The sequence below is a fragment of the Pseudoduganella dura genome, assembly GCF_009727155.1.
Taxonomy (GTDB): Bacteria; Pseudomonadota; Gammaproteobacteria; order Burkholderiales; family Burkholderiaceae_D; genus Rugamonas; species Rugamonas dura.
Genome location: NZ_WNWM01000002.1, coordinates 6,258,685 through 6,274,481 on the forward strand (window position 1 = coordinate 6,258,685; position 15,797 = coordinate 6,274,481).

General features: G+C 70.3%; 13 protein-coding genes. 3 read left to right on the forward strand and 10 right to left on the reverse strand.

Translation table 11 applies throughout. The features are described 5' to 3' along the window. Positions 1–79: 79 nt before the first annotated feature. Positions 80–1,378: a sugar MFS transporter gene (locus tag GJV26_RS27115; protein ID WP_189442192.1), complete on the forward strand. Its 1,299-nt coding sequence runs from the start codon at positions 80–82 to the stop codon at positions 1,376–1,378. A gap of 81 nt (positions 1,379–1,459) precedes the next feature. On the opposite strand, the gene GJV26_RS30385 is transcribed toward GJV26_RS27115, so the two are convergent. The 9 genes from GJV26_RS30385 to GJV26_RS27160 form a co-directional block, all read right to left on the reverse strand. Further along, a complete protein-coding gene (locus tag GJV26_RS30385; protein ID WP_155711701.1) occupies positions 1,460–2,269 on the reverse strand; it encodes an NF038132 family protein in 810 nt (269 codons plus the stop codon). A gap of 113 nt (positions 2,270–2,382) precedes the next feature. Then, positions 2,383–3,504, reverse strand: coding sequence for an acetyltransferase domain-containing protein (locus GJV26_RS27125; RefSeq protein ID WP_155711702.1), 1,122 nt, complete (start codon positions 3,502–3,504; stop codon positions 2,383–2,385). Between the two features lie 9 nt (positions 3,505–3,513). Next, positions 3,514–5,601: a TonB-dependent siderophore receptor gene (locus tag GJV26_RS27130; RefSeq protein ID WP_155711703.1), complete on the reverse strand. Its 2,088-nt coding sequence runs from the start codon at positions 5,599–5,601 to the stop codon at positions 3,514–3,516. A gap of 127 nt (positions 5,602–5,728) precedes the next feature. Next, on the reverse strand, positions 5,729–6,070 hold the full coding sequence (locus tag GJV26_RS27135; protein ID WP_155711704.1) for a hypothetical protein: 342 nt from the start codon (positions 6,068–6,070) through the stop codon (positions 5,729–5,731). A gap of 142 nt (positions 6,071–6,212) precedes the next feature. Then, positions 6,213–6,836 carry a response regulator gene (locus tag GJV26_RS27140; RefSeq protein WP_155711705.1) on the reverse strand — a complete coding sequence of 208 codons (624 nt, stop codon included), beginning with the start codon at positions 6,834–6,836 and terminating at the stop codon, positions 6,213–6,215. Between the two features lies 1 nt (position 6,837). Next, positions 6,838–7,530: a sensor histidine kinase gene (locus tag GJV26_RS27145; RefSeq protein ID WP_155711706.1), complete on the reverse strand. Its 693-nt coding sequence runs from the start codon at positions 7,528–7,530 to the stop codon at positions 6,838–6,840. 138 nt (positions 7,531–7,668) lie between these two features. Beyond that, complete coding sequence (locus GJV26_RS27150) at positions 7,669–8,037, reverse strand: response regulator transcription factor (protein WP_189442190.1); 369 nt, start codon at positions 8,035–8,037, stop codon at positions 7,669–7,671. Positions 8,038–8,232: 195 nt separating this feature from the next. Continuing rightward, on the reverse strand, positions 8,233–8,844 hold the full coding sequence (locus GJV26_RS27155; RefSeq protein WP_155711708.1) for a response regulator transcription factor: 612 nt from the start codon (positions 8,842–8,844) through the stop codon (positions 8,233–8,235). After that, entirely contained in the window at positions 8,841–9,911 is a 1,071-nt protein-coding gene (locus tag GJV26_RS27160) for a sensor histidine kinase (protein WP_155711709.1), read from the reverse strand. The genes GJV26_RS27155 and GJV26_RS27160 overlap by 4 nt, the downstream gene beginning before the upstream one ends. A 178-nt stretch (positions 9,912–10,089) precedes the next feature. On the opposite strand from GJV26_RS27160, the gene GJV26_RS27165 reads away from it, so the two are divergent. After that, positions 10,090–10,671, forward strand: a complete 582-nt coding sequence (locus GJV26_RS27165; RefSeq protein ID WP_189442199.1) for a flavin reductase family protein — start codon at positions 10,090–10,092, stop codon at positions 10,669–10,671. Position 10,672: 1 nt separating this feature from the next. Here the strand turns inward: GJV26_RS27165 and GJV26_RS27170 are convergent, their stop codons facing one another. Continuing rightward, positions 10,673–13,279: a PepSY domain-containing protein gene (locus GJV26_RS27170; RefSeq protein ID WP_155711711.1), complete on the reverse strand. Its 2,607-nt coding sequence runs from the start codon at positions 13,277–13,279 to the stop codon at positions 10,673–10,675. A gap of 182 nt (positions 13,280–13,461) precedes the next feature. On the opposite strand from GJV26_RS27170, the gene GJV26_RS27175 reads away from it, so the two are divergent. After that, complete coding sequence (locus GJV26_RS27175) at positions 13,462–15,663, forward strand: hybrid sensor histidine kinase/response regulator (RefSeq protein WP_155711712.1); 2,202 nt, start codon at positions 13,462–13,464, stop codon at positions 15,661–15,663. Positions 15,664–15,797 lie beyond the last annotated feature (134 nt).

Genomic DNA, 15,797 nt, shown 5'->3' on the forward strand with positions numbered 1-15,797 from the left:
GGCCATCATTTATGGAATTGGTAATCCGGCAAGCCCGCCCCTAGGATGAAGCCTTTTCACTTCCGACAAAGGATTCTTCGTGGCCGGCCCAAACATTTCCGCAGGCGCGACGCTGGACGGACAGGCATCATCGCCTGCCAGCTATAAGTCGGCGCTCTCGCTGCTCGCGAGCCTGTTCTTCATCTGGGGTTTCATTACCGTCATTAACAACACGCTGCTGCCGCACCTGCGCAGCGTTTTCGAGCTCAGCTATACGCAGACGACGCTGATCGAATCCGTGTGGTTCATCGCGTATTTCGTCGCGTCGATCCCGTCGGCGCGCCTGATCGAACGCGTCGGCTACAAGAAAGCCATGGTGGTCGGCCTGTGCATCATGGCCGTCGGCGCGCTGGGCATGATCCCCGCGGCGCGCCTGCCATCCTACGTGGTGACGCTGGTGGCGCTGTTCGTCATCGCCTGCGGCATCACGCTGCTGCAGGTGGCGGCCAATCCGTACGTGGCCGTGGTGGGCCCGCCGGCAACGGCGTCGTCGCGCCTGAACCTGGTGCAGGCGTTCAATTCCCTGGGCACGATGTTCGCGCCGCTGTTCGGCGGCTACCTGATCCTGGGCCGGTCCACCAGCGGCACCGCCGAGGCGGGCCAGGTGCTGACCCAGGCCGAGCGCCTGGCCGATGCGCAGGCGGTGCAGCTGCCATACCTGATCGTGGCGGCCGTGCTGGTGTTGCTGGCCGTTATCATCGCGCGCTACCCGCTGCCGGCCATGACGTCGCGCCGCGTCTCCAAGGACGAGCGCGGCTCGCATTCGCTGTGGCGCCATCGTAACCTCGTCTTCGGCATCCCGGCGATCTTCATCTACCTGATCGCGGAAATCGGCGTCGCCAACCTGTTCATCAACTTCGTGTCGCAGCCCCACATCGGCAATCTCACGCACGAGAGCGCGTCGCACTACCTGTTCCTGCTGTGGGGCGGCATGATGGTGGGCCGCTTCGTCGGCAGCGTGCTGATGCGTTCGGTGTCGGCCGAGCGCGTGCTGGGCGGCGCCGCCATCGGCGCCTTCGTCGTGATGTTGCTGGCCACGTTCACCACCGGCCCGACCGCAATGTGGGCACTGATCGCCGTGGGCCTGTTCCACTCGGTGATGTTCCCGACCATCTTCACGCTGGGCATCCGCGGCCTGGGCCCGCTGACCGAGGAAGGCGCCGGCCTGCTGATCATGGCGATCGCCGGCGGCGCGCTGGTCGTCGTGCAGGGCTGGCTGGCCGATATCTACGGCCTGCAGATGTCGTTCCTGCTGACCGTGGCGTGCGAGCTGTACATCCTGTTCTATGCCGCATGGGGCGCGAAGGCGACCAACGCGTTCCCGGACCAGCAGCCGTAACAAGAAAAAAGGCGCCGCAATCGGCGCCTTTTTTTGTCTGCCGCCGCAACGGCGGCAGCATCAGTTGCTTGCTGTCCCGGCTTACCGCCCCGCGCGCCGGCGCCATGCGGCCAGCAGCCCCAGGCCGCCCAGCATCATGCCATACGTGGCCGGCTCCGGCACGGCCGGCAGTGGCACGCCGTCTAGCGTGACGCCGTCGAACGCCAGGCCGGACTGGTACTCCTCGTCGTCCCAGTTCGTCACGCCGAATTCCAGGTAGTAATTGCCCGCGTCGGCGATCCGGTACGACGACTGCACCCAGCCGGTGTAGCCGCAACCGGCGTCATAGCAATCGCCCGAATCGGCGCCGAGCGGGCTCCAGGTGGGGCCGCCGGCGACGATGCCGACCTGGCCCGGCGTCAGCGTGGCCGCGGCGGCGGGCATGTCGAAGCCGGGCACCGCGCTGCCGGATGGCGAAGTGCGGGCCGTGAACAGCAGCGCGACCTGTGCGCCGCTGGCGTCCAGCAGCCGCGCCCAGCCGTAATCGCTGTAATCGGCGCCATCCGAAGTCACATAGTTGAACTTGAAGTCCAGCGCCTGGCCGGCCTCGGCCGTGAACAGATTCGACAGCAGGCGGCTGCCGGTGGTCGCTTCGCCCACGCCGCCCACGCCGGGCAGCGAGACGCCGGCGACGCCCGATTCGCTCGTGACATAGCCGTAGCTCGTGCCGCCGCCGGGCGCCAGTGTTACGTCGCCGTCCGCGCCGGCGGCGCCGCAGTTGCCCTGGCACTGCCAGTCCGCCGGGATGCCGTTGTCGAATCCTCCCGCGGCGGCGCTACCGGGTCCGGCAAGGCCCGCGATGCAGGCGGCGATTCCCAGCAGGCGTGTGGCTTTCAACTGTCCAGCTTTCATTTGTTCTCCATGGTTTATATAAAGGCGTGACGGGGCCGTCCTGCCCATGGAGTTGATTTTATCTTAATAGTATTGACATAAATCTATCAAAAAACCACGTTGCATCAATATCATCAAAAATATTTGACCCACGCCTTGCCGCTGCTGCGCTTGTACCGCGCGAACCGGCGGGTCGGCCAGTACAGCACGGCCGCCAGCAGCGCCGCGATGAGCCACACCTGCCAAACGTGGCCGGCATCGGCGCGCGGCACATCCAGCACGAAGGCGGCGAGCCGCTGCAGCACCAGCAGTGCATACAGGTGCAGCAGGTAGTAGAACAGCGGGGCGCCGCCGAACACGGCGGCGATGCCGGTCCAGCGCAGCGGCCGCTCCACGAACGCCAGCACGATGGTGCCGGCGCCCAGCGTCAGCAGCACGAAGTCCAGCGATGGGGGGTACTTGGTGAAGTTGACGAACGACATTGCCGTCAGCAGCGGCTGCGCATGCATTGTCCACTGCGCCGGTTCTCCGTAGACGTCGACGCCGCGCAGCACGGCCAGCAGCGCCAGGCAGCCGGCGCCGATCGCCAGCAGCCGGCGGCGGCGTAGTGCCGGCGGCGTGCCGCGGGCGTACAGCGGGCCGGCGGCATAGCCGAGCAGGATCACGCCGATCCAGGCAAGCAGCGGATAGCTGACCTTCACACGCACGGGCTCTTCCAGCAGGAAGCCGCGCTGTTCGAGAACGGTCCATGCGGCGGCCGCCAGGCTGCCCGGCTCGGGCATGAAGTGCAGCGCATCGTGGCCGGCGACGATCGCCGCGCCCAGCACGCCGATCACGGCCAGCGGCAGCCTGTGCAGCAGCGCGAGCGCCAGCATCGACAGGCCGATCGCCCACATCACCTGCAGGTACACGGTCGATGGCGCCAGGGTGCCGGTCCATGCGAAGTTGACGACGGTGATCTCCAGCCCGATCAGCAGCAGGCCGCGCTTGACGAGGAAGCCGGTGGCGTCGCGCGGGCCGGCCGGCGGGTGCGCGTACAGCCACGCCGACAGGCCGGTGAGAAACACGAACATCGGCGCGCAGAAGTGCGCGGCCAGCCGCGAAAAGAACAGCGCCGGGTCGGTGGCGGCAACGTCCATCGGGTCGCCGACCTGGTGCTGGAGGAAAAAGGTTTCGCGCACGTGATCGACCGTCATCAGCAGCATGACGATGCCGCGCGCGATGTCGATCGAGGCGATCCGGTTCGGGTGGTTCATTGCGGATCCTCAGAAGACATGGGTCGCGCTCAGCGACGCGGTGCGCGTGCTGCCCGGCGCCACCCACAGGCGGCTGTACGAGCTGGCGTAGTAACGGCGGTCGAACAGGTTGTCCACGTTCATGGCCAGGCGCCAGCGCCTCGAAGGCATCCAGGCCGCCAGTACGCGCGCGGTGGTGTAGCCGGGCAGGCGGAAATCGCCCGACGCGGCAACCTCGCCGCGGCGCTCGCCAACATAGGCGACGCCGCCGCCGATGGAGGCGACGGCATTGCCCGCCACCAGCAGCACGTTGGCGCCGTGGCGCGGCACGTTCGGCATGCGGCTGCCGGTCCTGATGGCATTGTCTCCCCGCGTCACGCGCGCATCGGTGAACGCATAGGCGCCGGACAGCCGCACGCCGCGCGCCACTTCGCCCGAGACGTCGAGCTCCACGCCCTTGCTGGCCACCTCGCCGGCGGCAATCGCGAAATCGGTGTTGACGGGGTTCGTCGTCAGCACGTTTTCCTTGTCGATCCGGTACAGCGCCAGCGTGCCCGACAGCCCGGCGCGCGTTTCCGCCTTGGCGCCCAGCTCATAGGAAATACTGCGCTCGGCGGGAAACGCCGCGTTGTCGATGCTGATGCCGCTGTTCGGACGGAATCCCCGGGCCACGCTGGCATAGAGGGAAACGGCATCCGACGGTTGCCAGACGACGCCGGCGCGCGGACTCGTCGCCGACAGGGCCTGCCCGTTGACGGACGCCGTGCGGCGATTGGCCACGCTCTGCCGGTAGCGGTCGTGCCGCACGCCGGCCAGCATCTTCCATCGTTCGCCGATCGTGACCTGGTCCTGCGCATAGACGGCGTGGGCGCGCTGGTGTTCCAGCGTATCGACCGACACGGCCAGCGGCGCCGCGACGGCCCCATAGGCCGGCGCGTAAAGGTCGATCGCATAGGCATTCGCGGCCGAGGGATTGCGGCGCAGCTGCAGGCGCGTGTCGTCGAACCTGTAGCCATCGGCACCGAACAGCAGCGCGTGCTTCATGCCGAGCGCGGTGGCGCTGCCCAGCAGCTCCGCGCGCGCCGAACGGTCGGTCGCCGACCAGTCGCGCGAGCGCCGCTGGCGGCGCAGCGTGCGCCCGTCAGGCAGCAGGTCGCTGGCTTCGCTGGAATGGCCTTTCAGCGAACTGTCGCGATAGGCCGCGCCACCCTGCAGCGACCAGCCGTTGCCGAGGCCATGCTGGACGAACAGCTGGTGCCCCAGCGATTTCACCGTGATGCGGCCATCGGCCGGCTCGCCGAGGAAGCGCTCCACCGGTACACCGGGCCCCGCGGCCGGCACGGGAATGCCCCGGTCGAACGGCGAACGCTGGCGCGAAGCCTCCATTTCATACGATACCGTGGTCTCCGGTCCCGCCAGCCACAGCAGCGACGGCGACAGGTAGTCGCGGTCGGTGCGTACCGTGTCGCGGAAGCTGCCGCCACCCTGGTGCGCCCCGTTCATCCGGTACGCGACGGTGTCCGACAGCGGGCCGGTCAGGTCGACGGCCACGCGCCGCGTCGCATGGCTCGCGAGGCCGGCTTCGATGGCGTAGCGGGGCGCGAAGCGCGGCTTCTTCGTGAGGATGTTGACGGTGCCGCCCGGCTCGCCGCGCCCGTACAGCGCCGATGCCGGCCCCTTCAGGATTTCCACCGCCTGCGTGCCGGCGATGTCGCGCAGGCCGTTATAGCCCCGGCTTGCCGCGAAGCCGTTGACCATGTAGTCGGAACCGAAGTTCGGGTCGCCGGTGAAACCGCGCATCGCGTAGCTGTCCCACAGGCCGCCCAGGTCGCTCTGGCGCGAGATGCCGCTGGCCAGGTCGAGAGCGCCGGCCAGCGACGTCACGCCGGCATCCTGCAGCAGCCCGGCGGTCAGCGTGCGCACGCTCTGCGGCAGGTCTTTCGGCAGCGCGTCGGTCTTGGTGGCGCCGGCCACGGCCAGCGTGCGGTAGCCGCCGCGCTGGCCGTCGATGACGACGGTGCCGGCGTCGTCCGCCAGCGCGGCGGGAATGTGAAACAGGGTGGAGACGAGCGCGGCAAGCGCCAGCCGCCGCGGAAAGATATCGGTTCGGTCGTGCATGGTGTTCCTGTGGCCCATGGCTGCGCCGCGGCGCGGCTGGTGGAAGCACAGCACGCGCACCGGCGCAAAGCGGGAGCATGTGGGTGGTCGGGTGCGCGCTGGCGAATCGCCGATGGCGCGGCCGGGATCAGCGGAGGGACAGGAACGAAGGCGGCGCCTGCGACGGCGGCAGCAGGTAGCGGGCCGCGTGGGCAGCCGGGAAAGCGGGCGGGAGGGACGCCAGCGTGTGCAGCAGTGTCCAGCCGAACGGTGCCGGAGCGGGCCGTGCTTCGGGCGGCGCGGCGTGCGGTTGCGCATGCAGCGCGCACGCCACGCAGTGCTGGGACTTGGCGGCCAGTTCGTGGTCGTGGTGCGCCGCCGCAGCAAACAGCTGCAGCAGCAGGATCGCCGCCGCCAGCGCGACCACCCACGACGCGAGCCGGCCGCGCAGGGCGGCGCGGCGGGATCGGGAGCGTGGGAAAGCGGCCATTGTAATGAGAATGCGTTATCAGGAACAACGCATTGTAGCGCACGGCATGGTTGTTGGCCACCGTTGCTGGCCATTGCGGGCCATTGCGGGCCATTGCGGGCCGACCCGACCCGGGCCGGCGCGCGCTATCGGTGAATGAAATTCAGTGGACGATGTCGACGATGCCGCGCCGCACAGCCTCGCGCAGCACCTCGGTGCGGCAGGAGGCGTCCAGCTTCGCCATGATGTTCTTCACGTGGTACTTGACGGTGCCCGGCGCGATGCCCGCAGCGCGGGCGATCAGCTTGTTCGACATGCCCTGGGCCAGGAAGCGCAGCACGTCGAGCTCGCGGCCGGTCAGCGCATCGTTGTCGAGGCGCGCGGCGAGGCGGGTGGCGACATCCGGCGGCACGTAGCGGCGCCCCGCCGCGACGGCGTGCAGGCATTCGGCCAGCTGCGCTTCCGGCGCGTCCTTCAGCAGGTAGGCGCGGGCGCCGGCGTGCAGCGCGCGGTAGACATGCTCCTCGCCGTCGGAACTGGAAACGATCACGACCCGTGCGTCCGGGTGGAAAGCGCGGATCGCCTGCAGCGCCTCGAGGCCGCCGACGCGGGGCATCGACAGGTCCATCAGCACCACGTCGGGCCGCAGGCGGCGGTACAGGTCGATGGCGTCGGCGCCATCGGCGGCTTCGGCGGCTACGGCATAGCCGGGCTGGCGGGCGACGATGCCGGCCATGCCGAGACGGACGAGCGGGTGGTCATCGACGAGCATCACGGAAACGGTCATGTCATTCTCCTGGTTCGAGTGGAAGGGAAAGGAAGATGGTCGTGCCGCGCCCGGGGGCGCTGTCGACCTGCAGCGAGGCGCCTGCCAGCGCGGCACGTTCGTGCATGCCGCCGATGCCGAAGCCGGCACGGGGCATGTGGAGATCGAAACCGTCGCCGTCGTCGCGGACCTGCACCTGCGCGCGGCCGGCGCGCACCCGCAGCCGGCACACGATGACGCTGGCGCGCGCATGCTTGGCCGCGTTGCCGACCGCCTCGCGCACGATCATCGCCACCTGTTCGCAGGCGCCCGGCGCGAGCGTTGCGGCGTCGTCGAGCTGCAGGCGGAGCCGCATGCCCGCCGCCAGCGGCAGCGCCTGCAGCGTGGCGCGCAGGGCGGCCGCGAGGCTCGCCGGACGTTCCAGCGCGACGGGCGAGGTGCGCAGGCGGCGCACGAAGTCGCGGGCGCTGGCCAGGCCCTGCTGGGCCGCCAGCGTGGCGGTGGCCAGGCAGGCGGCCAGCTGCGCCGGGTCCGTGCTGCCGCTGGCGGCGCGCAACTGCAGCAGCACGGCGGTCAGGTCCTGCAGCACGATGTCGTGCACGTCGCGGGCGCAGCGCAGGCGCTCGGAACGCAGCGCTTCGTCGAGTGCTGCGGGTTCGGTCGGGGCGGCGGGGGCCGGGGCCGGTACAGGGCGCGGGATCGTCAGCTGTCTCATGTCTACTCGTTGGCTGGGAGTTGATCGGCGATGCCGGCAGCATCACTTGTCTGTGCCGCCGTTCATCGTGAGTGGAGCATAGGACGCCGGGCGGGCGGCGCAAATCATACGTGCGTATGATCCCGGCGATTCGGGATGCTAGCTTGCGGCGAGCGCGCGTTCGATGCAGCCGACCAGCGCATCGGCCTGGAACGGCTTGCCGAGCAGGCACGCGGCGCCGGCGCCCTCGGCGCGGCGCGCCACGCCATCCTGCAGGAAGCCGGTAATGACGATGAAGGGGACGCGATCGGCCCGCCCGCGCAGCAGTTCGAGCAGGTCCAGGCCGCTCATACCGGGCATCTGGAGGTCGGAGATCACCAGGTCCGTCGCGGTGCCTGCCGCGAGGAACGCCTCCGCGGAGTCGAACAGCCGGGCGCGCAGCCCCAGCGAACGTACCAGGCTGCCGACGGCGGTACGCACGGACGCATCGTCGTCGACGACGCAGACTTCTTGATCGGAAAAAGACACGGGTGCTCCTGTTGAGGCAATCGGCAAGAGCTTAGCGCCGGCGGGGGGCGGCGGCCATCATACATGCGTATAGGCGGCGTTTTCCGGGGTGGTGCCGGAAACCGCTTTTCGTTATGCGCACGTTGGCAACATGCTGGAGAAAACCGGTGTCCGACACCACGACGCCACGCCAGTGCCCCAACGTCATCCGCGACTTCAGTCCGCGCCGATCCGCAGCGCCTCGGCCATCCGCACCAGGTCGGCGAAGGTTTTCGCCCCCATCTTCTTCATCGCCTGGCCGCGGTGGATCTTGACGGTGATCTCGCTGGTGCCCACTTCGCCGGCGATCTGCTTGTTCATCAGCCCGCGGGCGGCGAGGGCCATGATTTCGCGTTCGCGCGGCGTCAGTGTCCCGTAGCGGTGCCGCAGCCCGGCCTGCAGGGCTTCGTCGGCGCGGCAGGCGGCGTCGCGGGCGAGGGCCTGGCCGACGGCGTCCAGCAGTTCCTCCACGCGCACCGGCTTGGCGAGGAAGTCGACGGCACCGGCCTTCATCGCCCGTACCGACATCGGAATGTCGCCGAAGCCCGTCATGAACACGACGGGCAGCGTGCAACCCTGCGTCTTGAGCTCGGCGTGCAGGTCCATGCCGCTTTGCCCGCCCAGCCGCACGTCCAGCAGCAGGCAGCTGTTGCGTTCCTCGCGGCGGTGGCCGAGGAAATCGGCCACGGCGCCGAAGGTGGCCACGTCCATGTCGGCCGACCGCAACAGGCTCGACAGGCCATCGCGCAGCGCGGCGTCGTCGTCGACGATGTATACCAGCGGTTTCATGCGGCGGCCTCGCGGTGCGCGGGCAGGGTGATTTCCAGCGTTGCGCCTGGGCCGCCCGGCAGGACCGCGATACGGCCGCCATGCGCCTCGACGATCGAGCGGCAGATCGGCAGGCCCATACCCATGCCATCCTGCTTGGTGCTGTAGAACGGCTCGAACAGCCGGCCGCACCCGTCCGCGGGAATGCCCGGGCCCTCGTCGGCGACGGCGATGCGCACGCCGGCGTCGCCGGCCAGGTCGGCGGGCGCGAGCGACAGCCGCAGCGCGCCGCCGCGCGGCGCCATCGCCTGCATGCCGTTCATCAGCAGGTTGATCAGCACCTGCTGCAACTGCACGCGGTCGCCCGCGACGGGCGGCAGGCGTTCGGCAATGTCGACCATGAGCGTGGCGCCGTGGCTTGCCAGCTCGCGCTGCAGCAGCGCGGCGCAGTCATGCACGATGCCGGCCAGGTCGACGGGCGCGAACGTGGCCTCGCTCCTGCGCGCCAGCGCACGGATGCGGCGGATCACCTCGCTGGCGCGGCAGGTGTCGGCCAGCATCCGCTGCAGCGCATGCTCCACTTCCAGGGGGTCGGGCGGCTGGCGGCGCAGCCAGCGCAGCGCCGCCTCGCCGTTGGCGGAGATCGCGGCCAACGGCTGGTTGACTTCGTGCGCGATCGATGCCGCCAGCTCGCCCAGCGTGGTCACGCGCGTCACGTGGGCCAGCTGCATGCGCGAATCGCGCAGCGATTCCTCGCGCTGCAACAGCCGGGACGTCGCCTGCGCGCCCACGTGCGCCAGGTAGCCGCCGATGCCGATCGCGGCAAGGCTGACGGCGCAGCGGGCCAGCGACGAATTGAGCACGCCGAACCAGCCGGTGACCATGTGCGCGGCCAGCGTCAGCACCAGGCACAGTGCCGTGACCGCCAGTATCCGGCGTGGCCACACGTGCACCGTGGCAAGTACGACGACGACGTACATGACGGCGATGGCGCTGTCCATCGACGTGAAGGCGTCCAGTGCGAAGATCGCGGCCGTCAGCAGCACGATGGCCGCTTTGAGCAGGGTAACGCGCAGGGTGGCGGGCATGGGAATGATGGGAGCTTGTCTTGAATGTTAGTTGCCGGCAGTATATGACGAGCTGTCCATGCCCCGGCCGTTCCGGCGGGCCGGTTCCCACCAATGGGGGAGGCGGGCATCGCAGGATCGGACTACGCGCCTGCAGCGGTCGCGCCCGGGTGCTATGCTGCCGCGCATGAACAAGCCAATCGAACCCCATATTGCCCCGGTCGAGCTCGCCAAGGCTTACCGTTTGCTGAACCATGGACCAACGGTGCTGGTTTCCGCGCGCCACGGCGGCGTCGACAATGTCATGGCCGCCGCCTGGGCCTGCGCACTCGACTTCAGCCCCCCGAAGGTCACCGTCGTGCTGGACAAGGCGGCGCAGACCCGTGCACTGGTGGAAAACAGCGGCCGGTTCGTGCTGCAGGTGCCCAACGCGGCCCAGCTGGACCTGGTGCATGCCGTGGGCACGCACAGCCTGGCCGACGATCCGGACAAGCTGGCCCGCTTCGGCGTCGAACTGTTCGCGGCGGACGGCTTCGATGCGCCGCTGGTCGCCGGCTGCTCGGCGTGGCTGGCGTGCCGGCTGATCCCGGAACCGCACAACCAGGACGCCTACGACCTGTTCATCGGCGAGGTCGTCGGCGCGTGGGCGGATACCCGCGTGTTCCGCGACGGTCACTGGCAGTTCGAGGATGCCGGGCCGCGCTGGCGCAGCCTGCACTACATCGCGGGCGGCCAGTTCTACGCGATCGGCGAATCACTGCAGGCGCGCGGCGTGTCGTGATTCAGTAAACGTCGCGGCGGATGCGGCCTTCGGCCGCCAGCAGTTCGACCGTGTCGCGGCCGAGCAGGCGGGCCAGCGCCGCATCGACGCCGCCGGCCATGCCTTGCAGGCTGCCGCAGACGTACAGCACGGCGCCATCGGCGATCCAGGCGCGCAGAAGTTCGCCCCGCTCGCGCAGGCGGTCCTGCACGTACCCTTCGCCATCGCGCGAGAACACCAGGTCCAGTTCCGGCAGGAAGCCGTCCGCGGCCCACTGTCGCAGTTCTCCCGCACACAGGCTGTCGAACGCGCGCTGGCGTTCGCCGAACAGCAGCCAGTTGCGGCGCCGGCCGGCGGCCACACGGGCGCGCAGGTGGCCGCGCAGGCCGGCCAGGCCCGAGCCATTGCCGATGTAGATGCATGGAACGTCCGCGTCGACCGGCGCGAAGCCGGGGTTGGCAAGCAGCCGGCCCCGCACTTCGGTTCCGGGCATGGCGTGCGCCGTCAGCCAGCCGGAGGCGAGGCCCAGGCCCTGTTCGTGATGCACCTGCCGCACCAGCAGTTCGACCGCGCCGTCCGCCGGCAGCGAAGCGACCGAGTAACGCCGCGGCGCCAGCGGTTTCAATACGGCGGCGCATTCACCTGCCGACGCGAACGGGTGGCTCGCGTCCGGCAGTTCGCTGGCGGCCAGCAGGCCGGCGAGCGTGCCGTCGCCGATCGCCGCGTCGCCATCCATGCCGGTCCGCGCCAGCCAGTCCTGCACGACGTCCTCGGCATGCCGCGCCTCGATCTCGACGAGCGCGCCGGGCAGCCAGCCCGCCGCGCGGCCTTGCAGCCTTACCTCGAACAGCGGGCCGCCCAGGCTGCCGGGGTTGAGCAGCGTGCGTTGCGTCAGCGTCCACGATCGCCATGGGGCGGTTTCGGCGGCCGGCGCCGCCGCCAGAGGAGCGGCGCCCAGGCAGGCCAGGGCGGACGACCAGCGGGCCACCGCCGCTTCGTCGCCATTGTCCACTTCCACCGGTGCGAACAGCCGCGTGCCGCCTAGCGCGGCCAGCCGGTCGTCGAGCGCGCGGCCGAAGCCGCAGTATTGCGCGTAGGCGCTGTCGCCCAGGGCCAGCACCGCATAGCGCAGGTGCGGCAGCCGCAGCGGGTTCTCGGCCAGCAGGCGGGCGAAGCGGCGCGCGCCGTCCGGCGGTTCGCCTTCGCCGTAGCTGCTGGCGACGAACAGCGCCTCGTGGTAGCGGGCCAGGTCCTCCGGTACCAGCGTGGCGACGGCATGGACATCGGCCGGCGTGCCGGCGGCCCGCAGCGCGGCGGCGGTGCGCAGCGCCAGCCGCTCGGCCTGGCCGGTCTGGCTGGCGTAGGCGACCAGGGTCGGGGTTGCCCCGATCGCGCCGGCGGCACCGCCGCCGGCGGGCGCCATGACGGCGGCCAGCGCGGCGCGCTCGGCCCGAGCGGCCCGCGCCTGGCGCCGGCGTTTCAGGTACAGCATCCAGCCGGTGACCGCGAAGCCGGGCAGCGCCAGGCTGGCCAGCAGCATCGCGATCCGCCCCGGCAGGCCGAAATAGGTGCCGATGTGCAGCGGATAGATTGTCGTCAGCGCCCGCGCGCCGGCGCTCTTGTCCGCATACGGCTCGTTCTTCGCCAGCGTGCCGTCCGGCGCGATCGTCATGGCGCTGCGCGCGCGCGGGTGCGGCGCGTCGGCGGCCAGCCATGCCACCTGGACCGGATCGCCAGGCTTGTCAGTAAAGCGCAGGAAGGCCATCTGCCAGCCGGGCGCGTGTTGCGTGAACGTGTTCCAGGCGGGCGCCAGGTCGACAGCTGCCGGCTTGTTCTTCCGCGCGCCCGGCGCCCCGGCCATCGGCTTCGCAGGGGCTTCGCGCGGCGCCCGCTTGACGCCCGCCCAGCCGTCGACGGTCGTACGCACGGCGTCGAACGCCCAGTAGGCGCCCGTCAGCGTGAAGATCACGTAGGCAACCAGCGCCCACGTGCCCGCCACCGAGTGCAGCGCCCACAGGAACGAACGGCCTTTCAGCCGGGTGTCGATCGTCAGCCAGGTGCGCCAGTTGCCGGCGTTGCGCGGCCAGCGCAGGTACAGGCCGGACAGCGCCAGGCCCAGCAGGCAGAGTGCCAGCGTGCCGGTGACGGGCTTGCCCGTTTCGCGCCCCAGCAGCAGCCAGCGGTGCAGGAACTCGATCCATTCGAACGCCGGCTCGCCGGCCATTTCCGGCTGGATCGTGCCGGCATAAGGGTGCACGTGGATGGACTCGCCGCGCTGCTGGCCGGGCAGCGGCGCCAGGCCCACGCGCGCCGCCGTACCCGGCTCGGCATACAGGATCACCGACGTCACGCGCTGCTCCGGATGCGCGGTCCGCACCGCCTGCGCCACCTGCTGCGGCGTGAGCACCGGCGCGTTTTGCGCCGGCACGTGGCGCACGCCCGGATTGGCCAGGTCGAGCATTTCGTCCTTGAACACCAGCAGTGCGCCGGTCAGGCCGATCACGATCAGCACGGTCCCGGCGGTAATGCCGATGAACCAGTGCAGCTGGAACCACACCCCCTTCCAGGTGGGCAGCACGAGGCGGGACGGGGCAGGCGTGACGCTGGCGGGGAGGAAGTCGCGTTTCATGATGGGCTCTACAGGGATTGCGGCCATTATATGGGCAAATCTACTGCAAATGAGAATCATTATTGTTGAGGGTTACTATTATTTCCGACCTGTGGCGGGGAGCACGCCGCGATGCCCGTGCCCGCCACCCCGGCGAAAGATGCCCGCTATAATCGGCACTTTCCATAGCCGGGCCCGCACCAATGCCTCCACGCCACGGCCTCACTCTCAGCCTGCGCCACCTGCTGATCCTGCTGACGGCGATCGGCTTCCTGCCGCTTGCACTGCTCGGCACGTGGGGCCTGATGGCGGCCGCCGACGTGCAGCAGCGCGAGCAGGACCGTTCGATGCTGGAACTGGCGCGCGCGCTGTCTTCCGCCGTCGATGCCGAACATGACGGCGCCGCGGCGGCGCTGACCGGCATGGCGCGCACCCCGGCGATGCAGGCGGGCGACCTGCGCGCCTTCCACGACGTGGCGAAACAGCAGGCCGCGGCCCAGCGCGAATGGCTCGGCGTGATCCTGTCGGATGCGGCCGGGCATACCGTGTTTCGCACGATGGCGCCGTTCGGCGCGCCGGCGCTGCCCGTGGCCGACCCGGGCAGCCTGGGCCGGGCGGTCGCCCTGAATGCGCCGGTGGCCGGCAGCGTGGTGCGCGGCAAGGGCGGGCGGCCGGCTTTCCCGGTGCGGGTGCCGGTCAGGCTGGCCGACGGCAGCAGCTATGTGTTGTCCGCCGTGATCGCGCCGGACCGCATCCTGAACGTGATACGGCGCCAGCGTGCCCCCGGGGATTGGGTGATCGCCGTGATGGACGGCACCGCGCGGCGCGTGGCGCGTTCGCGCGACCATGACCGCTTCGTGGCCGGGCAAGCCAGCGTGGGCCTGCTGCGGCTGCTGCGCAGCGGGCCGGAAGGCACCGGCGATTCCCGGACCATCGAGAACGTCGAGGTGCGTACGGCATTCACCACGTCGGCGCGCTGGGGCTGGAGCGTTGTCGTCAGCGCCCCGACCGCCTCGCTGCGCTGGCCGCTGCTGCAGGGCGCGATGGTGTACGCGGCCGGGCTGGCATTGAGCCTCGCCGGCTCCATTGCATTGGCCACGCTGCTGTCGCGCCGCATCGTGCGCCGCATCGAGCGCCTGGTGCGCGGCGCCGCGGCCCTGGGTGCCGGCACGCCGGTAAAAGTGGCGCCGTCGCGGGTGCGCGAGATCGAACAGATGGGCCAGGCGCTGGCCGCCGCCGCCGCCGCGCGCGACAGGCACGAGCACGAGCGTTCCGAACTGCTGGCTTCCCTGGAACGCGCCATTGCGTCGCAGGAGGGGGCGCTTGCCGAGGCGCGCGAGGCCGGCCGCGCGAAAGACGAGTTCCTCGCCGTGCTGGGGCACGAGCTGCGCAACCCGCTCAGCCCGATCGTGGCATCGCTGGACCTGATGGACCTGCGCGGCGACACGGGCGCGCAGCGCGAGCGGGCGGTGCTGCGGCGGCAGGTCGCGCACCTGAAACGCCTGGTGGACGACCTGCTGGATGTGTCGCGCATTGCTTCCGGCAAGCTCGACCTGGACTTGCGGCCGGTGGACCTGGCCGACATCGCGCGGCAGGCGGTGGATGCCGCGACCGGTCTGCGCGTTACGCTGGCGGCGCCGGAGGCGCTGTGGGTCATGGGCGACGACACCCGCCTGGCCCAGGTGCTGGGCAACCTGCTGTCGAACGCCGGGCGCTTCGGCGGCGGTGAAGCGGCCGTCACGGTAACGGTGGTGTCCGGACACGAGGGGGGCATGGCGCGGCTGGCCGTGAGCGACTGCGGTGCGGGCATGGCGCCGGACCTGCTGGCGCGCGTGTTCGAACCGTTCTACCAGGCGCCCCAGCAACTGGCGCGGCGTACCGGCGGGCTCGGGCTGGGACTGGCGATCGTGCGCAAGATCGTCGAACTGCATGGCGGCCACGTGGCGGCGCACAGCGCGGGCCCGGGGCAGGGCAGCACGTTCGAGGTGCTGCTGCCGCTGGCGCGCCAGATGACCGTGCCGCCCCCGCAGCCGCGGGCGCCGGTCACGCCCGGCCTGCGCGTGCTGCTGGTGGACGACAACGAAGACGCGGCGCGGGCCAGTGCGCAGATGCTGTGCCACATGGGCCTCGACGTGCAGGTGGCCTACACCGCGCACGATGCGCTGGCGGCCTATGGCGACGGCACCGTCGATGCCGCGCTGCTCGACATCGGCCTGCCGGACATGGATGGCTACGCGCTGGCCGCCGCGCTGCGCGATGCCGCGGCCGGCCGCGCCCTCCGGCTCGTGGCGCTGACCGGTTATGGCCAGAAGGGCGATATCGAGCGCGCGTCGGCGGCGGGTTTCGACCTGCATCTCACCAAGCCGGCGTCGCTGGACGACCTGCGCCGCGCGCTGGCGGCCTGATACGTTATGAAAAGCGCAAATATCGCGCGTCGTGATCTGCCTGGCTGGTGTACTATCACCGGTTTCTTGGATGGAGTAACGGCATCATGGCGGAACGCGGCACAAAGAGGTCGCGCGCTGACGCAACGACGGCT